Raw genomic sequence first — 21,747 nt, forward strand, 5'->3', positions numbered from 1 at the left:
TCTACAATATTATTTGCCAAAAACCTTACGCTTTAATTTTTTCCAGAGACCGGCATTGGAATCATCATAGTATCCATCAGTAATTCCATATCCGTAACCATAGCCATATTTCTCCGCACCATATCCATAATACCCTTTCACACCAGACACTTTCACATCATTCACCAGCAGACCCATGCGTGGTAATTTACGTTGACGGTACAGTTCGTCAATGAAATTAAGCTGACGCTTGAAAGTATAACGTTGGCGAAGCACATATAGTGTAGAATCCACGTACTGGCTCAGCGTTACGGCATCACTCACCAGTCCGATCGGCGCCGTATCGATGATTACTGCATCAAAGTTTTCTTTCAACCATTTGAATAATTCAGCCACGCGTGGATCCAGCAAAATTTCGGACGGGTTTGGAGGTACAGGTCCGCAGGAGATCACAAAAAGGTTCTCTACCTGAGGAACACGTTGAACCAGCTGATCGAGACTGGCGCCTCCGATTATATAATTCGTAAGACCTTGTCCATGACCTTTGGCAAGGCCCAGACCTTCTACGATCTTGGGTTTACGCAAGTCGAATTCGAGGATCACTGTACGTTTTCCTGAAAGTGCCAGCGTAGCTCCAAGGTTTGTAGAGATGAACGACTTGCCCTCTCCACTAAATGAAGAGGTGACAAGAATCGCAGGCTTCGCGAATCTGTCGCCCAGTACAAAATTCAGGTTACTTCGCAGTATTCTCAGCTGCTCTGCCACAACGCTTCGCGATTTCTGGGGAAAGAGCAGCACTTTATCATTTTCGCTATGGCCTATCTCGGCCAGAACCGGTGCATTGGTTACAGAAGTGATATCAGATCTTACAGTTACCTTATCGTTCAGAAGATCGACAAGATAAATGATAAGGATCGGTATCAACAGACCTGCCAGCAATGCGATGGTATAGATCTGGATCCTTTTGGGACTGATCTTACTTCCGATACTCAACGCATTGTCTACTACTCTTGCACTGGAAATGGTAGACGCCAGGGCTATGGAAGATTCCTCTTTCTTTTGGAGCAGATAGAGATAGAGCGTCTGTTTGATCTCCTGCTGACGTGTTTTTTCACGGGCTTGTTTTTCCTTTTCAGGAATGGAGGAGAGCTTGGTTTGAAGACCCTTATTCTGTTCGCTGAGTGCGGCAATAGTACCGAGATACGATTTCTTGATATTATCCAGATTGCGGATGATCTTGAGTCTTGCATCCTCGATATTGGCATCGAGATTCTGCACTACAGGGTTACCAGCTGTGGCGCCGGTTTGCAGCTGTGCCTTTTTGTCCATCACCAGCTTATTATACCCTCCAACGAGGTCAAGCAAGGTGGGGTCTTCGAGGCCAAGTGTCGAAGGCACCAGGTCGTTACGGTTTGCTGGATTCTGTACATAATTTTCCAGCAACTGAGCTACACGCAGACTGATCTCCTGCTCTTGCAGGGACTTGCGCATATCCCCGAGATTTTCCATATAGAAAGCAGACTGTGCAGGCAGGTCTATCACCTCCTGTGAGGTTTTGAACTGCTGCAGGTCTTTCTCCACATTACCCAACTGTGTTTCAACCAATCTTAAGCGATCGTCCAGGAAAGCGATGATCTTTTTGTTGGTCTCATTCTTATCCTCGATGGCAGCGCGATTGTACTCAAGCATCAGGGCATTGAGAATGTCTGCGCCCATTCTCGGATTGTCTGTAACATAGGTGAGCTCCAGAACATTCGATTGATCATTTGCCGGTTTCACCTGCAATCCTCCCTCGAAGCTGATGGCAGCGAGGTATTCCGGAACATAAGAAACTACATAAGTTTGGTATGTAAGACTGGAGTATCTCGAATTATTTAGCTGTATCACGAATTTCCCTTCGGGCATGGAAAGCACTTCTCCAAAATACCGCTCCTTCGGATCTGTTCCTACCTTGAAAGTATTCTTGCTCGAAAGATGGATCTCATAGGAAAATCCTCTTGAACTGTCCGTCATTTCACGAACATCAATTTCGAAAGGTGCTTCCTTATAGATGTTGGTGGTTTTTACATTCCCCAGCACATAATATTGCACATTCAAATTGAGCACACGTACAACGCGGGCCATCATGGCTCTCGACTTCAATATCTCGATCTCATTCTGCTTATTGCTGCTCTGCATTTGCATCATACCCATCAACATGGCATCCTGCTGACCACCTGGACGAACATTGTTGTCGTTCCTGATCAAAAGAGTGGAAGCAACTTTGTACATGGGTGTGGTATAGCGCAAATGAAGCCATGCGGCTAAGACTGCAACTGCCAGAAAAAGGATAAAAAGCCACCAATAATGGAAGTATTTAAATGCAATCTCTTTAACACTGATTACCTGTGCAGACTTTTCCAGGTTACTGTCCTCGAAAATTTCCGGATTTTTTTCTGATTTCATGCTGGCTGAAACTTTTACACCTTCAATTAGAACCTGGTTATTGTAGTAATTATCAGAGACACTGCAGAGATGATACCTAGTCCCAATGAAAGGTTTCTTACATTGGTCTGGTCTGCATTCTGCATCTTACGGCTGTTCATTTCAACATACACTATATCGTTCTGACGAAGAAAATAATAAGGAGATGAGAAAATATCACCATTGTTCAGATCAAGTGTACCCATTTCTCTTTTACCATCCGTCTCCCTCATTATTTTAATATTATTCCGTTTTCCAAAAACAGTGAGATCTCCTGCAAGGCCGATCGCATCGAGAATGGTGACCCTTTCACTGGGGATTGAATAAGTGCCGGGTTTGGCCACTTCCCCGAGCACAGTTACCCGGTAATTCAGCAGTCTCACGGAAACGATCGCATCGACAGCAATCTGCTTTACCTTGTTGGTGATAGTATCAGTAAGTGCCGCTTTGGTCATTCCGGCTACATTCAGTTTGCCTATGAGCGGAAAAATGATAGTACCGTTATCATCTACCAGATAACCTGTAATTGTATTTCCGGAAGAAGAGCTGGAAGCACCGGCAGAGCTGGATGCGCCGTAAAAGTTGGGCTGATTCAGCAAAAGAGCAGAAGACTCGTTGGCCGTATTCACCACTATGTAAAGTATATCTCCCTTCTGAATACGTGGTTCATATTGAACCACAGTTTTCCTCAGAACACTATCATTCACATTCCTGAAGTATATGGATTGTTCGGTAAGTTTCTTATTGGAAACACATGATGTCATTAAAAAGCTAAAAACAATACAAGCTCCTGTTAAGCTTTTGAAAAATGATGCTATCATATTGGCTTTATAAAATGAATTTTTGGGAGTATCAATAACTTCAGTCTGAACCTATGCTTCCTTTATAAGTAACAACAAGGTTAACGCCAAGATCCGTAAGACATACTACTACTTTATTATTACGGACATCAGCCACTTTACCCAGTTTATTCATAAATGGTCCGGATTGGATCACTATCTGTTGTCCTACTTTTACCTGAGCAGGTTCGATCAGAACATTCTCGTGTTCATTGAGAAAACGCTTGATAGCCTCAATTTCTTTGTTCCTGATAACGGCGGGTTTACCCAACCAATATACAAAATTCGTTACACCTGGCGTCAATCTTACATTTGATTGCTGAGCAGAAGAGATCCTTACAAATACGTAGGACTTGAATAAAGGCTCTTCCACTGTTTTATACCTGTCGCTCCATTTCCTTCTTACCTTATTCAATGGACAATAACTCTCAATACCCTTCTCAGTCAATATCTGATGAACTTTCTTCTCCCATCGGGCTTTCGTGTAAACCGCATACCATTTTCCACTGGTTGCACTATTCATCTGGGATATCGATTTGAATAATATTGTTCCCGGAACACATAGGATCCATTCAGGCACAGCTTCGCCACCTCAGTCACATTCCGAAATTACAACTGATTGATTATTATTAAATTACAGCTCACCTTTTCAGGCCGGATACAAACGCCAAAAGGGCATACCAGTATTGCATACCAATATACCCTTTCAATAATTTATAAGAATGCAGTAAATCTACAGCGTTTCTTCAAAGGATTGTATTCCATGGTTAATGATACTTGTGAGAAGCTCTTTGTTCTACCAAAACATCACTGTTCCATTCCTCCCTGCCAAAGCACTACCCTTAAATTGCACCAGGCAAAAAAGGCGCTTCATGCAAATATAGGGGATTTTTAATGTGTTTGATCTGCGAACAAAAATGCTAAATCGTTATTTTTCAACTGAGAAAATCAAGGTCTCAGTCACAGATTCACCGATACTGCAAATGACCTGCCAGAAACCTGATATTAGGTCGGCCGAAATGTTTTATTATCTTTAAGATCCTGAAAATCTACCGTATTGAACCAACGTTTCTATTCCCTCGACGTATTTCGTGGCGCTACTGTAGCCCTCATGATACTTGTTAACAACCCCGGCAGCTGGAGTTATTTGTATCCACCATTGGCCCATGCTTCCTGGCATGGCTGCACTCCCACTGACCTGGTATTTCCATTCTTCCTGTTTGCCGTGGGCAATGCCATGGCCTTTGTGATGCCACGGCTCGAAGCTGCCGGCACCAATGTTTTTCTGAAGAAAGTTTTCAAGCGAAGCATCCTCATCTTCGCAATAGGGCTCTTCCTCAACTGGTGCCCCTTTGTGAAATGGAGTGATAGCGGCCTTGTGTTCAGACACTGGACAGACCCCAATAACCCCGAATCAGGAGTACGCATCCTTGGTGTGCTGCAAAGGATTGCCCTCTGTTATCTTTTTGCATCACTCATCATTTACTTCTTCAAGATCCGTGGCGCATACGTTATCAGCGTGATCATTCTGCTCGGTTACTGGATGCTCACCATGCTGCTCGGAACTCCAGGAGACCCATACAGCCTGAGCGGTTATTTCGGAACAAACATAGATAAAGCCATACTCGGGGCTGCTCATATGTACAAAGGAGAAGGTGTTGCATTCGATCCTGAAGGACTTACCAGTACGCTTCCTGCAATTGTGCAGGTGATCTTCGGATACATGGTTGGCCACTACATTCAGCAGAAAGGCAAAACCCACGAAATGCTTTCGGGCCTCTTCGTAATCGGCAGTGTACTTGTGTTTACAGGTTTCGTTTGGGATATGGCTTTCCCCATCAACAAAAAAATCTGGACGAGTTCTTATGTGCTCTATACAACCGGACTGGGCACTATGGTGCTTTCCGTACTCATCTATCTGATCGAATTCAAAGAAGCCAAAGGCGCCTGGAGCCGCTTCTTCGATGTATTCGGAAAAAATGCACTCTTCGTATTTGCCCTCAGCGGATTTCTGGTGAAAGTGCTTCCATTGTTCCGTTGGATAGATCATGTGAATGAACAGGGAAAACCTGTTTACACCAGCCCGCTCAACTGGTTCTATGAGCATGTATGCAGTCCATTGCTTGCATTCACCAATAATCCAAAGAACGGATCATTCCTGTACGCCGTCTGCCTGCTGGCCGTGTACTGGCTCATTGCAAGATGGATGGATAAAAAGAAGATCTACATCAAGGTATAGGCGGGCTCAGAAAATCTCCATTGCCGATGAAGAAATTATTGCGGTGGCTTTTCAGGAAACCAATGATCTGGCTGGCAGAAAAGCTGTCTTCTTCTGCCAATGAAAAAGATGTATTTGTTTCTCTCACAAAACTGAAAGATGATATCGGAGAAGGAAAAACTTCCAAAGGCATCACTCTTTCTTTTGATCTGGCAACCGCGCGTTATATCATTTTTTCCGATCAGCATAAAGGAGCCAAAGATCCTGCAGACGATTTCAGGCTCGCTGAAGAGAATTACATGACGGCCCTTCAGTATTACGACCAGCAGGGTTTTACACTCATCAGTCTGGGCGACAGTGAGGAACTCTGGGAGAACACACCAAAGACCGTTATCGATAAAAACAGATTAAGCCTGCTGGAGGAAGCTAAATTTCTGCAGCAGGACAGATACTTCCGCGTATTCGGAAACCACGATCTGGAATGGAGCTACGCCATCCAGCAAAATCTTTTTCTGAAACCTATCTTCGGAGACAAGCTGAAGATCTATGAAGGCATTCTGCTTAATACAAAATATAACAGTAAGGATTATTCGATTTTTCTTACCCATGGTCATCAGGGCGACAAACGCAGCGACGGCAATGCCTTCAGCAAATGGGTAGTGGCTGCCATCTGGACGCCCCTGCAACGTTTTCTCGATATCTCCATCAATACCACCGCAGATTCTTTCGATCTCGTAGACAAACACAACGTTATCATGTACGAATGGAGCGCCACACAACGCAATCTGGTATTCATTTCCGGCCATACGCATAAGCCCGTGTTCGCATCACTCGACCATATCGACCGGCTCACCAAACAACTCGAAAATGCTACCCTGTCGGGAGACGCAGAACTGATTCAGACAATCAAAGACGCACTGGAAAAAAGAAAACTGGAATATGCCGGTAAACAGTTTGTGAAAACCATGGCACATCCCAGTTATTTCAACAGCGGTTGTTGCTGCTTCAGCGACGGAGACATTACGGGGATCGAAATTGCAGATGGATTGATCCGGCTCATCAAATGGGATGTTACCAACGAAGGATACAAACGCATTGTGCTGGAAGAATCACCGCTGACTTACATTTTCGATCAGCTGTAACAATCATTTATTCTCCATCCTGTATTCCATCTTTCTTCATCCACGGCTTGGGTGGCGTACCATCCATCTTCACAATTTTCGGATAGAAAGCACCAACGGTATCCACCAGATTCTTCTGCGCCTTCATCACATTCTCAATGTCTTTGTATGCATGCGGCGCTTCATCGAGTCCACCACCGAGCAATTTCACGCCGTGCTTCGCCAGCATTTCGTTCAACGCATTTTGCGTGATGGAGTTCATTGCGGCAGTACGGCTCATCTTCCTTCCTGCACCGTGTGATGCAGATGCCAGAGAGCTTACCTCACCTTTTCCTTTTACGATGAAACCCGGAGCTGTCATGGATCCCGGAATTATTCCGAGTACGTCTTTCCCTGCAGGCGTTGCGCCTTTCCGGTGAACGATCAGTTCCTGCGGACCACCTTCCAATCCATGTACGATTTCTTTCCATGCAAAGTTGTGGTGGTTCTCCACTATTCTGATGGGTGAACGTCCGAGTTCTTTTGCAATCTTGGCATGTATCACATGGTGGCAGGCAGCTGCGTAGTCACCTGCGAGATTCATCGCCAGCCAGTATTCAATTCCTTCCTCTTCATTCATATCGAGCCATGCGAGATTGGCTGCTTCTTTCGGAAGCAATCTCTTCTCTTTCGCTATTTTGGTAAAGTGCCCCGCAACTGTAGCGCCAAGGCCACGTGATCCGGAGTGCGACAGCAATCCGAGATAGTTACCGGCTTCGAGATTCAGCACTTCATCGCGTTCTTTGATCTCTACGATTCCGAATTCCACGAAGTGGTTTCCCGAACCTGAAGAGCCGAGTTGTTTCGATGCTTTATGCTGAAGCTGTTTCAATACGCCGATCTCATCGAATAGTTTGCTATCGAGCACTTCGTGTGAGCCAGGCTTTAAGAACTGCTGTCCGCTTCCGAACAAGGTGTTATCGTTCAGCACAGACGTGAAGTAATGTTCACGCTGCACCAGTTTTTTCGGATCGATGTCGAAAACAGACAGACACATTCTGCAACCGATATCCACACCTACACCGTAAGGGATCACGGCATTGGAGGTAGCAAGTACGCCACCTATCGGCAATCCATAACCGGAGTGAGCATCCGGCATCAAAGCTCCGCTCACCGCTATCGGCAGGCGTGATGCCTGGCTCATCTGATCCATAGCGCCTTTCTCGATAAACTGAGATCCGAATGTATTGAAGGAAACACCTGTTTTATTCAGTTCAATCACAGTCCCTTCTGTTTCTTCTTTCGGAATCAGCTGCTGGGCGATAAGTCCCAGTACAGCGTCGTTCTCGTATTCAACAGGTGCTTTCAATATATTTTGTAAGATGTCCATTGCTTCTTCGTTTGTGGAATGTTTGTATTCCCTTTGCATGATGTTCATTGCGATGCTGATAACCGGGCCTTCCGGGTATCCGATGTTTCTGAGGTCTTTTCCTCTCAGTTTCAACTTTGCCATTGTTCTTGTTTTTAATGCCGGTATGAATTCTCCTTCCCATTCATCTTCATCATCTTCTTCATCCGCATCGTCAAAATTCTCAATTGATTCAATTTCTCTGCAGGTTATCGCAGGCTGAATGCAGCTGGGTGCATTGGCTCGCGATGATCTGCCGCAGCAGATTTTTGTCGTTTCATTTTCCTGATCTCCAGCACCGCGGAAATTCCGGTGATGATCAGGATGATTTCAAGCACTTTCATGTTGGCCTCCTTTCTTTTTCGTCTTTGTTTTGGTTGTTGGATGGCCCATTTTCAGGGGGATCCAGGTTTAATGTTGCTTCTTCCGTTACCGGCGGGAACTAAAAAAGCCCGGCGGTTTTATCCGGCCGGGCTTCTGGTATGTTGTTCAGCGAAGTGCTGATAACTATATCTCAGTTAATCCCGACCGTATTCGTTTGTAAAACAATTCATTGCCTTCAAAGTGCCATGCAGAAAACGAACAGCCCATACGCTGCATACTCATTCGCTGGCGGCTGCATGCCACTTGCGGAGTATCCGTTACTGCCTGAATATTTACACTTTTTAGCATATATATCACTGTTATATTGAATGCTGAAAAACAAAAAACCCCGCAGTTGCTGCGGGGCTTGTATTTTGAAGGATCTTTTTTCTGATCCCTGTTATGCTGCAGCACAACAAGCCCCGCGGATGGCATCACTCTCATTGAGTGCAAACCACTTCACTGTTTCGATATGTTGCATCTTTCGGGACATGTTTTAAATTGTTTGTCGATGCAAAATTGAAACTATTTTTTCATTCCTGCCAATTTTTTCTCCGGATTTTTTAAAAAATATTTTTTACTCCGCTCCCGCTGAAGTAGCAGAACCCCTATAGGAATTGGGCTTCAAAATGATTAGATTTAGTAAAACACACACGTATGCTGGCCAAATCCTTTTTAACAACACTGGGATTGCTGTTGCTATCCCATATTCCCATGTATGCACAAAAGCATACCGTAACCGGAAAGATAACAGACGCCCAAACAGGAGAAGCCCTGAACGGTGTTTCTGTCAGAATCAAAGGAAGCGGTATCGGAACTTTCACCAATCAGAACGGACAATATAACCTACAGGTACAACCGAATAACGAGATCGAGATCACCATGATCACTTACAAGACAATTACAATTCCTGTTGGAGATCAGTCTGTGATCGATATCAAACTGGAAAGACTCAGCTCCGAGCTGGAGCAGGTAATCCTCATCGGTTCCCGCCGGTCGGGGCGTGTGAAAATGGAAACGCCCGTTCCTGTGGATATCGTGAATGTAGGGCAGGTAGCGCTTCCTACGGCGCGCATGGATCTCACTGCACTCATGAATTACTCCGCGCCTTCTCTCAATTACAACAAACAAAGTGGAAGTGATGGTGCAGATCATATCGATCTCGCAACACTTCGCGGACTGGGGCCCGATCAAACGCTGGTGCTTATCAATGGCAAGCGCCGTCACCAGACCGCCTTCGTGGCTGTATTCGGAACCAGAGGCCGCGGCAACTCAGGCACAGACCTCAGCGCTATTCCCATTGGAGCCATCGATCGGGTGGAGATCCTTCGCGATGGCGCATCTGCACAATACGGATCGGATGCCATCGCGGGCGTAATCAATATCATTCTCAAAAAGAATGTGAATCAGTTCACGGGCAATATCGGATGGTCCGGGTACTACGATAAGAAATACAATCCGCAATCCAAACCCGATCTCGGCATGTACGAATACGGAAGCGCTATCGATGGCAATTCCGTTTCGTTCAACGGAAACTATGGAGTGCCGCTCGGCAAGAATGGCGGCTTCATCAATCTCACAGCTAATTTTCTCAGCAGCGGAAAAACTTTCCGCCAGGCAATGGACACCAATTCCAACAGCAAGAATTTTATGATTGAAAACACGGTGCGTCGTGCACATGGCGATGGCTCTGTTGTTGCAGGCGGCGGCTTCTTCAATGCCGAGATACCAGTTAAGAATTCAAGAACTACCTTCTACTCATTCGGTGGATTCAATTACAAATCAACCGATGCATTCGCTTTCTCGCGAAACTTCTCCGCGAAGCCGGAGCGTTTTGTAACCACTCCCGACTTTCAGCTGATCGATATTCCCGGACTGATCAAAACAGACAGAACGGGTGATCGGTATTTCGATCCGCATATTCAGTCGAAGATCCGCGACTACTCTTTTGCAGCAGGAGTAAGAGGCAGCACCAACAATCACTGGAACTGGGATGTGAGCAACGTTACCGGCGATAACAACTTCCATTTCTACGGAGACAAAACCGTCAACGCATCATCGAGCAATCCAAATAAAACGCATTTTGACGACGGAGGTTTCAGCTTCCTCCAAAACACGTTAAACGTAAACTTCAGTAAAGAGTTTCCAAAAGTATTGCAGGGCTTCAACCTCGCCTTCGGCGCTGAGTATCGCTATGAACGATACAAGTTATTCGCAGGCGAAGAAGCATCCTATAAAAATTTCGATCCGAATAAATTCTATACCGACGGAAGTGACAAGATCTATGTAGCTGCCGGTGCGCAAGGCTTTCCAGGCTTTCAGCCCGGAGACGAAGTGAATGCAAACCGATCTACTATCGGCGGATATGTTGATGCAGAATTGGACATCACCAAAAAATTTCTCACGGGCCTCGCATTCCGTTATGAGAATTACAGTGATTTCGGATCGACCTTCAATTTCAAATTTGCTACGCGATATAAAGTCACGGATAATTTCAATCTCCGTGGATCTTTCAGCACCGGATTCAGAGCGCCTTCGCTGCAGCAGATAAATTTCAGCAGCAGCTTCACAACCGTTCAGGGTGGAACTATCGCAGAAGTGAAGATTGCACCGAACTATAGTCCCATTACACGCGCAGCGGGAATTCCGGAACTGAAGCAGGAGAAATCGATCAATGCCAGTGTAGGCTTTACCTGGAAACCAAGCTCTGCGCTGAGTGTAACCATCGATGGATATTGGGTTCGCATCAAAGACAGGGTAGTTATTTCCGGGCAATTCGATGCAGGCGATCCCGACCTCGATCCGCAACTCATTGCAGCGATGAAGCAACTGAATGTTAGCCTTGCGCAATTCTTTGCGAATGCAGTGAACACTACCAACCGTGGCATCGATATCGTTATAGAGTACAACAAAAAGATCGGAGCAGGCAATTTCAAAACATTGCTTACCGGCAATATTCAATCGATGGATATCGACAAGATCAATGTACCTGCCAAACTCAACAACACGCCGGATCTGGCCGCAACTTTTCTCACGGAGCGCGAGCAGCAGTTCATCCTTTCATCAGCACCGAAAACGAAGTTTGGCCTCAACCTCGAATACAATATCCGCAAATTCACTGCAGGACTGCGTCTCACCTATTTCGGCAAGATCCGCATTTTAGGATATGGTGATGGTACGTCCGATGATTTTGAAGGAGGCTTCCATCGCGGTGATCTCTTTGCATATGTTCCTGCGGATGCAGACAACAGGCCTGTGAAAGATGAATACATCTACAATGGGAAAGTGGTACCTGATATTTATTTCGGTTACAAGCTCTCAAAGAACCTGCACTTGTTTGTTGGTGCTGATAATATCTTCAATGTTCATCCGGATCTCGGTGTAGCGAAAGGCGCTAAATTCTGGGCATTCAACAACGAAACCGGTGGTCCATGGGATGCAGTGCAGATGGGTGTAAATGGATTGAGAATGTTTGCAAGACTCGGCATTACATTTTAGAAAGAACAGATTGATTACATATTGAATTCACAAGCGGACAGGAATTTTTTCTTGTCCGTTTTTTTTTGCAAAGAATGTCTCATCCGCAAAAAGAATTGCGAAGGTTTACTAAACACCGCAGCAAAATAATTCAATGAAACCTAAGCGCCTTCAGGTGTGTAGAGATTATTCCGAATGGCGTAGATGATAATGCCAGCAGAATTCTTCACTTCCATTTTTTCGAGAATCTTCATGCGGATGCCTTCCACAGTGCGAACACTCAGAAAGATTCGTTCACCGATCTGCTTGCTGGTAAGCCCATCGCAGATGTACCGGATGATCTCCTGCTCGCGCTCATTGAACTCAGGTTTCTGTTGTTGCCTGTATGGATTGAATTTGCTTTTCGCAACGAGCTCGGCTAATTTATTGGAAGTATGCCGGCAGTAATATGGCTGCTGATCGTACACAGATTTAATGGCGTCTACGATTTCGTTCTTGTCGGCATTCTTGAGAAGGTATCCTTTCGCTCCTGCTTCGAGCATGTCGATGATGAGGTCTTCTTCGTCGAACATGGTGAGTGCAATGATACCAATATGCGGGTAATGTTCTGTAAGATGCCTTGTAGCAGCGGCTCCATCCATGCGGGGCATCTTCACATCACTGATCACAATATGAGGCTGGAGTTTCTTTACCTGTTCAATCAACTCACGACCATCGCAGGCTTCGCCTACGAGTTGTATGTCTGGTTGTTTTTGCAGCATGATGCGCATGCCATCGCGGAAGATCTCGTGGTCGTCAGCGATCACTACATCGATAGTGCCGTGGATAGTACTCATAAAACAGCATTTGGTCAGATGGGGATCTCGATGGTGTACATGGTCCCTTTGCCGGATTCGGACAGGCAACTTAATTCAGCGCCCATCACTTCTGCCCTGCTCTGCAAGTTACGAAGTCCGAGACCCGGATTGTCTTTTATTTTTGAGAAATAGTCGAACCCTTTTCCGTTGTCTGCCGTCATCAGCAGCAACCTGTTTCCTTCGGTTACCATCTTGATGATCAGGCATCCTGCATTGGCATGTTTGATGGTGTTGTGCACTATTTCCTGAATAATGCGGTAGATGTTTATTTCCTGTTGCTGCGTAAGCGTCAGCGGTTGTTCGCAGATGTATTTGATCTGTAATCCGCTGGCCTGCTTTGCATGCTCACCAAACTCAACGATGGCCTTCTGCAGGCCTTTCCGCACGAGGGTATTCGGCATCAGGTTGTTGGAAATTTCACGGAGCTTGGAGATGATGGTATCGATATGGATGCTCGATTTGAGAATGGTTTCTTCGTCCGTTTTGCTGATGGCATCGAGACTGTTGATCTGCAGTTTCACTGCAGACAGCAGCGGGCCCAGCTCATCATGCAGATCGGAGGCAATGCGTGTACGTTCTTTCTCAAGCGTATCAATTTCTGCCTGAATCTTCTCTTTATGTAAACGAAGGCTCCTTCGCTGATAGCGAATGATGGTGATGATAAAGTAGATGAGTATGGTACCCACCACGCCAACCACAATCAAAAGGGCATCAAAAAGTTTTTCTTCCGGGGTATCCATAATATCGCGACTGCATAGAACAGATTAGCCAATATGTTTGAATATACATTTATTTCCTGAAGGTTCTGGCGGAATAGGGTGCTGATCTGTTTGAAGAGCTGAAGATTCACCAGACATACCAGTATGAAGAAGGTATAAAAGATGATGATGCCCAAACAGATCCAGAATTTGGGATTGCGGAAAATATTCCGCCTGTCGTTCACCACTGCACGGTTGAAAGTGTTTACACTGAATGCAACCAGCACAATGGAGTAGAGCATTCTGAAAAGGAAGTTAGGCACATGCAGATCGGAGACCACCAGCGTAATAGTTACCCATGCAATGAAACCCGCGCCCAGTATAGATAAAAAGGCCGTTCGGTTTCCATTGAAGAGTCGCCAGTTATGGAACATCCAGGTGAAGAGGCAGAAATCGAGAATGGAAAAGGTATTCAGCACCACGGTAAAGTTCCGTGGTTCGCCGGAATGAAAGAGAATCCGCGCAGTGATCTCAACGATCAATACGAGAAAGGTGCGATAAAGAAAGGGATAGTAAGACCGGTCCACTTTGGAAAACCTTACTATCCCGATCAATACGGCAAACACAATACTCAGGCTCAAAACAAAACGAACAGTATCATTCATCATCAAAGGTGGAGAGAAGATTATTGGATTGGTTTGCAGTAAAGCTATATTTTAGTCAGACATTATTTCAGGCATGGGGGATCGCATTGGCCATATTCACCGCCACCAAAACCACCGTCTCCTGCCTGGGTTGCCAACTCGCTCTTTCTGTTGATGTAAAGATCTTTGCCTTGTTCATCAACCCCAACGAGCATGAGTCTGAATTCATCTCTGTTTCCTGTGTTAAGCACACCATAATAAACACGGATGCCTACGCATTTGGGATCTTTCAGAATTTCAACCAGAATTTTCTTATTGAAGGCTTCGCTGTTGGGGATGAAAGTTCCCGGAGATTTTATGTTGATGGAATCGCGGTCAGCCGTGAAGCTGCTCCTGAATTTCTTGATCTGATCGAGAGGAATGAAGTGATTGATGCGGCCCAGCGCAGATGTGTCTTTAGGCAAGGGTATCCATACCCCATCTTCTTTGGGAGCAGAAGTACAACTGTTCAGGATGAACATTGTACAAGTGATGCCGAGCAGGGAGAGCAAACTGGCTTTTTTCGGGTTAATTGCCATGATAATCTATTTTAAAAGGTTAAAAACGTGGCTAAAGATATTTTGAAATGCCAGCCCTCCTATAAGTATAACTACCTAATCTGATTACATGGGGTACGTGTAAGAAAGGGTATTTTAACGGTTGTTCTACAGAAAGTATTATGGGAAATTTGAGATGCAACACCACCGAAAAAATCATTAAAAAGTCAGTTATGCGCCATCATTCTCCGGTTATGAGCAGCGATCAACGCCCTCACCGGAAGCCAGCCGGAAAACAACAGATTTCGCCCATCCTGGGCGATTCATTGGAAGTGATTGAAATGTATCATCGTGAAAAAGCAGCTGTGCTGGAGAAGAGTTTACAGCAGCTGAATCTGTTGGAGAATGCGCGCGAGATCGCATTTATTTGCCGCGAAGTGATGATTATCCGCGAAAAGATATCTGAGATCCTTAAAAGAAAGTTTCACGCGTAGGATCGCTCCCTTAAAACAACTTCATCTGTTCGCCGGGGCGGCGGAACTGAGAGCAGTCGAGCTCATATCTGTTGCTGTTAAGATTGAATTTATTGCACCAGGTTTTGAATTGCCTGTTGATCAGTTCCGCCAGTGGCCCCTCTCCTCTCATTCTTGTTCCGAAGCGGCTGTCGTTCACCTGGCCTCCATGGCCCTGCTCGATGAAATGCCATACTTTATCTGCTCTGTCGGGATAGTTCTTATACAGCCAATCATGAAACAATAATTTCACTGAGCCATTGAGCCGCACGAATGTGTAGGCTGCGAAAACAGCTCCTTCCTCTGAAGATGCTTTCAGGATATTGTGCATTTCGTGATCGTTCAAACCGGGTATCATCGGGCCAAGCATAACGCCCATATGTATGCCGGCATCGGAGAGTTCCCGGATCACCCGCAGCCGCTGCCTTGCTGTGGTGGTACGGGGTTCCATCTTTCGCCGCAGCTCCTCATCGAACGTGGTCACTGAAACCAGTGCGGACACCAGGTTTCTGGCAGCGAGCTCCTGCAGCACATCTTTATCACGCAGAATTCCGGCATTCTTGGTAATGAGGCCTACAGGCTGATTAAACTCAAGGCATATTTCAAGAATGCGCCGGGTTAGCCGGTACTTCTTTTCGGCGGGTTGGTAACAATCGGTGTTTCCGCTGAGCGAAACCGGAACACATTGCCAGCGTGGATTCATCAGAAATTTCCGGAACAACTCAGGTGCATTCTTCTTCACCATGATATTTCTTTCAAAATCCACCCCGGCACTGTATCCGTTGTACTCAAAGGAGTTGCGGGCATAACAGTAGATGCAGCCATGCTCACATCCCTGGTAGGGGTTGATACTGTACCACATGCCAACGTCGGGGCTATCTACTTTGTTGACCACTCCTTTTGCTTTGTCTTCGAGATAGCGGGTTGCTATATCGGACTCCACCCAATCGTCGATCCCTTCGATATGTTCTTTAACGCGCTCCTGCTGCAAAAAGCGGTTGCGCGTATTGAATTGCGCACCTCTTCCTTTCAGGTAAGCATCGTGTTGTTGTGATTCCTGGTTTTCCATGGTTCATTCCTTCTCAGAAGAACAGTTCTCCCTGGCGTGTATTTACAGGCATGTTTTTGAATTCAAAACGCTCTGCAATCTGCCAGGCTCTGTCACCTGTTCTTCTCTTTAACAATAACATGCTTTCTGCAAGAAAACGGCCGGTGAACTGGCGGTGTGAATATTCCAGCCATCCCTGCTCGTATTGCCAGGGCTGAAGCCTGCTGGCGATGGTGATCACTGGCTCGTCCATGAAGAACGGACGACGGTTATTATCGTACTTCATCAGTCGCTGAAACTGCTTCACTTCTTTCACCAGCGTTTGTATCGGTTGGCGGGAGAGTACATTGATGAAAATGGAATGGGTGGGATAACTGCCGTAGTTCTTCAGATCTACACGGAACGGATGGTAACCGTTCCCTACCAGCCGCAGCCGGTGAGTGATCTTTTCTTCGAGCATATCCAGCTGTGTGAATTTTGCCAGCAACAAATGCGGACGAACAAAGTTCGCATGACCGCCGGGGTAAGTTTCATGGAAGGCCTTCTTCACCGCCAGGATCTTATTTCTCAGTTCCTCATGCGGCGTGAGTACCAGCTGGTATTCGTTGGTACGCAATCCGCTTTTGTACAAAGCCCCGTAATCAGGTAAGGTGTCAGTAAGCTGTTTCATTGCACTTGATTTAAAGAAGTTGAAATAAGGATAAGGCTCAGGATACTTCCTGATAGAGTTCATAAGTTCCCGGAAGGAACCTGAACACGTTAATGGTTTTATTGGCAGGCTCATATGGTGAGCTTCTGATCAGTAAGAGATCATTGGCCAGGAAGGAACTGTGAAAGCTCCTGCGGGCATAATCGGTAATGGCTTTTTCGTAAACGGCTTCGGGCAGCAGTCCGGAGATATCGAGGTAAGGGCGAAGGTTCATCAATGGTGGTGGACAGGCAGAAGAACGGATATAATCTTCTACCGGTTTCAGCTGACGGATGAGTTGCTGAAAAGGCCATTGATCCTGCACGCGCAGATAAATGGTATTCGGAGGAAATCCGCTGTAATTATTCAGTGTAACCATAAAACTGCGGTGGTTGCTGCAGATCTTTTGCATCCAGCGCATAAGCGTGTCTTCCATGCCTTCGCGAACTGCAAAACGGGCTACTGTAATCTGATTGCCGGAGCGGATGGGGCCTTTGAGACCATACTTGATTATAAGGTCCTGCTGCTCAAGCCAAACCTGCTGACGTACAATCGCATCTGTCTGAATTACAAGGCGATACTCCTGCAATCCTTCGCTGTTCCAGCCTTTCGATCCTGTATGATTAAGCGCTCCTGTGTGCATAAAATAATATTTGCCTGATCATATATTTAGCATAAATTTACTAAATAATTTAGCACAACCAAATTTATTATATGGAACAGGAACAATTTTATGACGCTGCCTACAAAGGTTCCAAAGGTTTTGATCAGTGGAATATCAAAACTGCCGATGCAACAGGCTTCGGTGCGGCAGCCGATGATTATATGGAGCGCGGTGTCGATCTGAACGAGCAACTGATCCATAACAAGCCGGCCACCTTCTTTTTGCGTATGCGGGGCGATGCCATGACCGGAGCGGGTATCCATGACGGTGATGTAGTGATCGTGGACAGAAGCCTCAAAGCGCAGAGCGGCAAAGTTGTGATAGCAGTGCTTAACGGAGAGATGCTGATCCGCAGACTGGAAAGAACCTTCAACAAAGTTCGCCTGCTGCCTGAGAACAGGCAGTTCGCCAACTCGGAGATCGATCCATCCTGCGATACACTGGAAATATGGGGCGTGGTCACTTATGTGATCCATCAGCTGTAAAGCACGCCTCTCAAGATACACTGCCATGGGGCAGCCATTACCATTAAACCTCCTATGAGAGAAGTGAGCAGCTCTTTGTTTGGGTTGCTCATTATCTCTCACATTCATCACCCCATCAATGCTACTACTATGGCTACCGCCACTGCATCATCAACATCTTTCACCGCCGCTCCCGCCATGCAGGGAATGAAAGCGATCGTTGACTGCAACAGTTTCTATTGTTCCTGCGAAAGGCTGTTCAGGCCCGATCTGAGAACAAAGCCGGTAGTTGTTCTGAGCAATAATGATGGATGCATCATTTCGAGAAGTGATGAAGCCCGCCAATTCGGAGTGGAGATGACGGGGCCCTATTTCGAAGCGAGGCCGCTGATACAGAAACACAATATTGCGGTATTCTCTTCCAATTACAGCCTCTATGGCGATCTCAGCTGGCGCGTAATGGAAACACTGCGTGCCATCGTTCCCCAGGTAGAAGTGTATTCGGTAGATGAGGCATTCATCGACCTCAGCCATGTACCATATGATCAATTGATGTCCACAGCAATGCATATACGTAAAACAGTAGAACAATGGACAGGAATTTCGGTTTCGATAGGGGTTGCGCCCACCAAAACGCTGGCCAAGCTGGCCAATTACATAGCCAAGAAAGACAAAGCAGCATCACAATGCGTAACAGTAATAGCTACAAAGGAGGAACAATTGAAAGCGCTCAAAACCACCAGAGTGAACAATGTCTGGGGTATCGGGTGGTCTTACGCGGAAAAACTCATCAACCAGGGGATTACCAGTGCATGGGACCTGAGCAATATGCCAGAAGAGTGGGCTCACCGGCACCTGGGTGGAGTGAATGGCGTGCGACTGATCCGGGAACTGAATGGCACTTCAGGGAAAGAAATGGCAGCACCCCTGACTACCAAGAAGATGATCGCCACTACCCGTATGTTTGGGCATCCCGTTACAGAACTGAACGATATTCGTGAAGCTATCGCCACTTACACTTCCCGCGCAGCAGAGAAACTGCGCAGACAACACGGAGCCGCTAAGACCATCAGTGTTTTTCTCGTAACAAGAGAAGAAAACCATATGACCACTTTCCGTCGCGGAGCCACACAGCATTCACATATCCATCTTCCCATCGCCACCGCTGTTACGCAGGAGCTGATCAAAGCAGCCGTGCAACAGGCAGAACAATTGTTCAGTAAGGGAAAGATCTATAAGAAAGCAGGTGTGATGCTCAGCGATATTGTTCCGGATGATTCCGTTCAGGGAAATCTGTTTGCACCTCCTTCGGAGAACGATCATCGTTTTCTGATGTCGGTGATCGATAACGTGAACTTCAGCATGCGGGACGATATGCTGAAATTCGCTTCCAGCGGCACCACGCGCGACTGGAAGATGCGGCAGGAACTGCGCAGCAAAAGATTCACTACACGCTGGGAAGAATTATTCGAAGTAAAATAAATTCAATCATCAAAACATACTCATCTGAGTACCGCCTGCGTTGGGGGCTGGCTGTATGAAATTTGGTCTGGGAATTTTGAGACCACATACAGCCTCCATCCGGGCGGCAAAATGATCCACCATCTCCGGCGCCATGATCTCTTCAGGCGTGTGCATGAAAAACCACACCTCCTCCAAACCCTCATCCAGCCAACGCTTCAGCCTGTCTGCCCAAACATCCAATCTCACCGGATCAGTAGGCCCCATACCATGCCCCACATATCGGATGAATGCTTTCGGAAGGCTCAGCTCCATATGTGCACAATCCCTTCTGCCCGATGTATCGGTGATCACCGCTCCGATCTTCAGTTCGCGCAATGTATCGAAGAGGTGCTTTTTTGCGGCTCCGACAAACCAATCAGGATGGCGCACTTCGAGAAAGAAAGTAAGATCTGTTGGAAGTGATTGCAAATATTTGAACAGCCGTTGCTGATTCGCAGGCGAATGCTTTTCGCTCAGCTGTAAAAAGATGGGGCCCAGGTGTTCTCCAAATGCCATGATACCCCGCAGGAAAGAATCTGTGGGTTCGTCCACATTATTGAATCCGCTGTAATGACTGATCAGTTGCGGCACTTTAGGACAAAACATAAAATCCCTGCCTTCGGCTTTCGCTGCCCATTTTGCGATGGTATCTTCGCCATAGATCTGGTAATGGGTGGCATTGAACTCGATGCAGTTGAAATGTTTTACATATTCATCGAGAAAATCCACTTCCTTCGTGCCCCTGGGATAGATCTTATTGATCCATTGCTTAGGCCCGCGGGTAGCGCATCCTACATACAGCAATGGTGTATCCGCCGGTTTGCCCGGCAGCACCAGCTGATTGCCCGGAGGATCTGGCGGAAGACTAAAATCGATGCTACTCACCTCATTTTCAGGAACTTTGCCAAAATGCATAGGATTACTGTTGGTCTGCAAATCTAGCAAAACACCGGTTTCCAGATTTTTTTTCTGAATTTTAAAATATTGCCTCGCGCTGCCCGTCTACCTATTTATACAAAGCATGGAAGAGCGCCTGACGATATCTACACTTATGCCAGCGGAACGTAAAAGAAATATTACGCAGGTTATTAATGAGTACAGCAAAAGACTGTTCGGGTTTATCCGTAAAAGGGTGAACAATGAAGCAGATGCTGAAGATATTATGCAGGATGTTTTCTACCAGTTCGTAGGCAATTCGCAACCGATCGATCAATTATCTGCATGGCTTTTCACTGTTGCACGCAACAAGATCACCGACAGACAGCGCAAACACAAACCGGTACTGCTCAGTGATCTGCTTACAGACGATGAACAGGAAGATATCAGCAGCTTCTCAGAATTTCTGCTGGAGCCGGGCGACGACCCCGAAAAAGAATATCTCCGTCAACTCTTCTGGGAAGAACTCAACAATGCCTTACAGGAATTGCCCGCCGAACAACGCGATGTATTTATTCAACACGAACTCGAAGGTGTCTCCTTCAAAGAGCTGTCCGAAATTTCCGGAGATCCGGTGAACACACTGATCAGCCGCAAACGCTATGCAGTACTGCATTTGCGCGACAGACTGAGAGACCTCAAGAACGAACTTTTAAATTATTAATACAACACTTTGTTATGAATCGCAGATCAAGAATAGGAATTAAAGTCGGAAAAATTATTGCCTGTGTTGTGGTATTTGGTGGCCTCTTCACTTATGCAGTGATGTGGTTATGGAACGCAATTCTACCCGATGTAATTCATGTAAGCCCCATCAATTTCTGGCAGGCGCTGGGCATTCTCGTACTCTCTAAAATACTGTTCAGTGGAATGGGCGGTGGTGGAGGTGGAGGCGGATGGAAAGGCAGAGGCCGCAACCGCTGGAAAGAAAAGATGATGGACAAATGGGAAAATATGTCTGAAGAAGAAAGAGAAAGATTCAAAGGCAGGTTCAGAGACCGCTGTGGCAACTGGGGCCGTGGGCCATTCGGCCGATTCGACGAGCAACGCAAAGCTCCCGAAGAAAAAGGCGAAGCCGGAGCAGAATAATCAATCATTCGATCATTTCCCCAAAACCATATTTATGGAAGTGCTGGTGTTCAAGACAAATGTTCGCAACAGAACAAATATCAAATCGGTAGGCGAAGCCCTGAACAGTCTTACCGGTGTTGTTAAATGGAACTTTGATCTGCAGGATGTGGACCGCATACTCAGGATAGAAGCAAACGATGTGTCGCCCCGAAACGTGGAGCTGGCACTGCATTACGCGGGTTTCGCATGCGAGGAGCTACCGGACTGACCGGAAGGAAA

General features: G+C 46.3%; 21 protein-coding genes. 9 read left to right on the top strand and 12 right to left on the bottom strand.

Annotation, left to right across the window (positions count from 1 at the left end):
* Positions 1–9: 9 nt before the first annotated feature.
* The 3 genes from HHL16_RS01970 to HHL16_RS01980 all read right to left on the bottom strand — a co-directional run bounded on the left by HHL16_RS01970 (position 10) and on the right by HHL16_RS01980 (position 3,804).
* A complete protein-coding gene (locus HHL16_RS01970; RefSeq protein WP_169423462.1) occupies positions 10–2,424 on the bottom strand; it encodes a tyrosine-protein kinase in 2,415 nt (804 codons plus the stop codon).
* A 26-nt stretch (positions 2,425–2,450) separates the two neighbouring features.
* A complete protein-coding gene (locus HHL16_RS01975; RefSeq protein WP_169423463.1) occupies positions 2,451–3,122 on the bottom strand; it encodes a polysaccharide biosynthesis/export family protein in 672 nt (223 codons plus the stop codon).
* 181 nt (positions 3,123–3,303) lie between these two features.
* The gene (locus HHL16_RS01980; RefSeq protein ID WP_169423464.1) at positions 3,304–3,804 is read right to left on the bottom strand and encodes a UpxY family transcription antiterminator; all 501 of its coding nucleotides are present in this window, start codon (positions 3,802–3,804) and stop codon (positions 3,304–3,306) included.
* Positions 3,805–4,338: 534 nt separating this feature from the next.
* On the opposite strand from HHL16_RS01980, the gene HHL16_RS01985 reads away from it, so the two are divergent.
* Positions 4,339–5,520: a DUF5009 domain-containing protein gene (locus HHL16_RS01985; RefSeq protein ID WP_169423465.1), complete on the top strand. Its 1,182-nt coding sequence runs from the start codon at positions 4,339–4,341 to the stop codon at positions 5,518–5,520.
* 26 nt (positions 5,521–5,546) lie between these two features.
* Positions 5,547–6,641, top strand: a complete 1,095-nt coding sequence (locus tag HHL16_RS01990) for a metallophosphoesterase (protein ID WP_169423466.1) — start codon at positions 5,547–5,549, stop codon at positions 6,639–6,641.
* A gap of 7 nt (positions 6,642–6,648) precedes the next feature.
* On the opposite strand, the gene HHL16_RS01995 is transcribed toward HHL16_RS01990, so the two are convergent.
* A complete protein-coding gene (locus HHL16_RS01995; protein WP_169423467.1) occupies positions 6,649–8,112 on the bottom strand; it encodes an RtcB family protein in 1,464 nt (487 codons plus the stop codon).
* 915 nt (positions 8,113–9,027) lie between these two features.
* Between HHL16_RS01995 and HHL16_RS02000 the strand changes: the two genes are divergently transcribed.
* Complete coding sequence (locus tag HHL16_RS02000; protein ID WP_169423468.1) at positions 9,028–11,868, top strand: TonB-dependent receptor; 2,841 nt, start codon at positions 9,028–9,030, stop codon at positions 11,866–11,868.
* Positions 11,869–12,008: 140 nt separating this feature from the next.
* Here HHL16_RS02000 and HHL16_RS02005 read toward each other — a convergent pair whose 3' ends face one another.
* The 4 genes from HHL16_RS02005 to HHL16_RS02020 are packed head-to-tail and all read right to left on the bottom strand — an operon-like array spanning position 12,009 to position 14,624.
* A complete protein-coding gene (locus HHL16_RS02005; protein WP_169423469.1) occupies positions 12,009–12,683 on the bottom strand; it encodes a response regulator transcription factor in 675 nt (224 codons plus the stop codon).
* Positions 12,684–12,697: 14 nt separating this feature from the next.
* The gene (locus HHL16_RS02010; RefSeq protein WP_169423470.1) at positions 12,698–13,444 is read right to left on the bottom strand and encodes an ATP-binding protein; all 747 of its coding nucleotides are present in this window, start codon (positions 13,442–13,444) and stop codon (positions 12,698–12,700) included.
* Positions 13,405–14,070, bottom strand: a complete 666-nt coding sequence (locus HHL16_RS02015; protein ID WP_169423471.1) for a hypothetical protein — start codon at positions 14,068–14,070, stop codon at positions 13,405–13,407. The genes HHL16_RS02010 and HHL16_RS02015 overlap by 40 nt, the downstream gene beginning before the upstream one ends.
* Positions 14,071–14,129: 59 nt before the next feature.
* The gene (locus HHL16_RS02020; RefSeq protein ID WP_169423472.1) at positions 14,130–14,624 is read right to left on the bottom strand and encodes a hypothetical protein; all 495 of its coding nucleotides are present in this window, start codon (positions 14,622–14,624) and stop codon (positions 14,130–14,132) included.
* A 191-nt stretch (positions 14,625–14,815) separates the two neighbouring features.
* On the opposite strand from HHL16_RS02020, the gene HHL16_RS02025 reads away from it, so the two are divergent.
* Complete coding sequence (locus HHL16_RS02025; RefSeq protein WP_169423473.1) at positions 14,816–15,076, top strand: hypothetical protein; 261 nt, start codon at positions 14,816–14,818, stop codon at positions 15,074–15,076.
* A 10-nt stretch (positions 15,077–15,086) separates the two neighbouring features.
* Here HHL16_RS02025 and HHL16_RS02030 read toward each other — a convergent pair whose 3' ends face one another.
* From HHL16_RS02030 to HHL16_RS02040, 3 genes are read right to left on the bottom strand one after another with little or no spacing between them, the layout of a single operon-like run.
* Positions 15,087–16,163, bottom strand: coding sequence for a PA0069 family radical SAM protein (locus HHL16_RS02030; protein ID WP_169423474.1), 1,077 nt, complete (start codon positions 16,161–16,163; stop codon positions 15,087–15,089).
* A 13-nt stretch (positions 16,164–16,176) separates the two neighbouring features.
* Positions 16,177–16,812, bottom strand: coding sequence for a 2'-5' RNA ligase family protein (locus tag HHL16_RS02035; protein ID WP_169423475.1), 636 nt, complete (start codon positions 16,810–16,812; stop codon positions 16,177–16,179).
* A gap of 37 nt (positions 16,813–16,849) precedes the next feature.
* The gene (locus HHL16_RS02040) at positions 16,850–17,473 is read right to left on the bottom strand and encodes a hypothetical protein (RefSeq protein WP_169423476.1); all 624 of its coding nucleotides are present in this window, start codon (positions 17,471–17,473) and stop codon (positions 16,850–16,852) included.
* A 71-nt stretch (positions 17,474–17,544) separates the two neighbouring features.
* Here HHL16_RS02040 and umuD point away from each other — a divergent pair, with 71 nt between their 5' ends.
* Positions 17,545–17,979 carry a translesion error-prone DNA polymerase V autoproteolytic subunit gene (gene umuD / locus HHL16_RS02045; protein ID WP_169423477.1) on the top strand — a complete coding sequence of 145 codons (435 nt, stop codon included), beginning with the start codon at positions 17,545–17,547 and terminating at the stop codon, positions 17,977–17,979.
* A gap of 54 nt (positions 17,980–18,033) precedes the next feature.
* Positions 18,034–19,440 carry a Y-family DNA polymerase gene (locus HHL16_RS02050; protein ID WP_169423478.1) on the top strand — a complete coding sequence of 469 codons (1,407 nt, stop codon included), beginning with the start codon at positions 18,034–18,036 and terminating at the stop codon, positions 19,438–19,440.
* 9 nt (positions 19,441–19,449) lie between these two features.
* On the opposite strand, the gene HHL16_RS02055 is transcribed toward HHL16_RS02050, so the two are convergent.
* Positions 19,450–20,376, bottom strand: a complete 927-nt coding sequence (locus tag HHL16_RS02055; protein ID WP_169423479.1) for a DUF72 domain-containing protein — start codon at positions 20,374–20,376, stop codon at positions 19,450–19,452.
* 136 nt (positions 20,377–20,512) lie between these two features.
* On the opposite strand from HHL16_RS02055, the gene HHL16_RS02060 reads away from it, so the two are divergent.
* Genes HHL16_RS02060 through HHL16_RS02070 form a run of 3 tightly spaced genes read left to right on the top strand, consistent with a single transcriptional unit; the run spans position 20,513 to position 21,736 of the window.
* Positions 20,513–21,061, top strand: coding sequence for a sigma-70 family RNA polymerase sigma factor (locus HHL16_RS02060; protein WP_240965726.1), 549 nt, complete (start codon positions 20,513–20,515; stop codon positions 21,059–21,061).
* A gap of 14 nt (positions 21,062–21,075) precedes the next feature.
* Complete coding sequence (locus HHL16_RS02065; RefSeq protein ID WP_206022223.1) at positions 21,076–21,486, top strand: hypothetical protein; 411 nt, start codon at positions 21,076–21,078, stop codon at positions 21,484–21,486.
* A 34-nt stretch (positions 21,487–21,520) separates the two neighbouring features.
* Positions 21,521–21,736 carry a hypothetical protein gene (locus HHL16_RS02070; protein ID WP_169423481.1) on the top strand — a complete coding sequence of 72 codons (216 nt, stop codon included), beginning with the start codon at positions 21,521–21,523 and terminating at the stop codon, positions 21,734–21,736.
* Positions 21,737–21,747 lie beyond the last annotated feature (11 nt).

This window comes from Pseudoflavitalea sp. G-6-1-2 (genome assembly GCF_012927185.1).
Classification (GTDB): domain Bacteria; phylum Bacteroidota; class Bacteroidia; order Chitinophagales; family Chitinophagaceae; genus Pseudobacter.

Bases quoted from the DNA above. Each gene is read 5' to 3' on its own strand.
- HHL16_RS01970 (WP_169423462.1), bottom strand. From the start codon at position 2,424: ATGAAATCAGAAAAAAATCCGGAAATTTTCGAGGACAGTAACCTGGAA.
- HHL16_RS01980 (WP_169423464.1), bottom strand. From the start codon at position 3,804: ATGAATAGTGCAACCAGTGGAAAATGGTATGCGGTTTACACGAAAGCC.
- HHL16_RS01990 (WP_169423466.1), top strand. From the start codon at position 5,547: ATGAAGAAATTATTGCGGTGGCTTTTCAGGAAACCAATGATCTGGCTG.
- HHL16_RS01995 (WP_169423467.1), bottom strand. From the start codon at position 8,112: ATGGCAAAGTTGAAACTGAGAGGAAAAGACCTCAGAAACATCGGATAC.
- HHL16_RS02000 (WP_169423468.1), top strand. From the start codon at position 9,028: ATGCTGGCCAAATCCTTTTTAACAACACTGGGATTGCTGTTGCTATCC.
- HHL16_RS02005 (WP_169423469.1), bottom strand. From the start codon at position 12,683: ATGAGTACTATCCACGGCACTATCGATGTAGTGATCGCTGACGACCAC.
- HHL16_RS02010 (WP_169423470.1), bottom strand. From the start codon at position 13,444: ATGGATACCCCGGAAGAAAAACTTTTTGATGCCCTTTTGATTGTGGTT.
- HHL16_RS02015 (WP_169423471.1), bottom strand. From the start codon at position 14,070: ATGATGAATGATACTGTTCGTTTTGTTTTGAGCCTGAGTATTGTGTTT.
- HHL16_RS02020 (WP_169423472.1), bottom strand. From the start codon at position 14,624: ATGGCAATTAACCCGAAAAAAGCCAGTTTGCTCTCCCTGCTCGGCATC.
- HHL16_RS02025 (WP_169423473.1), top strand. From the start codon at position 14,816: ATGCGCCATCATTCTCCGGTTATGAGCAGCGATCAACGCCCTCACCGG.
- HHL16_RS02030 (WP_169423474.1), bottom strand. From the start codon at position 16,163: ATGGAAAACCAGGAATCACAACAACACGATGCTTACCTGAAAGGAAGA.
- HHL16_RS02035 (WP_169423475.1), bottom strand. From the start codon at position 16,812: ATGAAACAGCTTACTGACACCTTACCTGATTACGGGGCTTTGTACAAA.
- HHL16_RS02040 (WP_169423476.1), bottom strand. From the start codon at position 17,473: ATGCACACAGGAGCGCTTAATCATACAGGATCGAAAGGCTGGAACAGC.
- umuD (WP_169423477.1), top strand. From the start codon at position 17,545: ATGGAACAGGAACAATTTTATGACGCTGCCTACAAAGGTTCCAAAGGT.
- HHL16_RS02050 (WP_169423478.1), top strand. From the start codon at position 18,034: ATGAGAGAAGTGAGCAGCTCTTTGTTTGGGTTGCTCATTATCTCTCAC.
- HHL16_RS02055 (WP_169423479.1), bottom strand. From the start codon at position 20,376: ATGCATTTTGGCAAAGTTCCTGAAAATGAGGTGAGTAGCATCGATTTT.
- HHL16_RS02060 (WP_240965726.1), top strand. From the start codon at position 20,513: ATGCCAGCGGAACGTAAAAGAAATATTACGCAGGTTATTAATGAGTAC.
- HHL16_RS02065 (WP_206022223.1), top strand. From the start codon at position 21,076: ATGAATCGCAGATCAAGAATAGGAATTAAAGTCGGAAAAATTATTGCC.
- HHL16_RS02070 (WP_169423481.1), top strand. From the start codon at position 21,521: ATGGAAGTGCTGGTGTTCAAGACAAATGTTCGCAACAGAACAAATATC.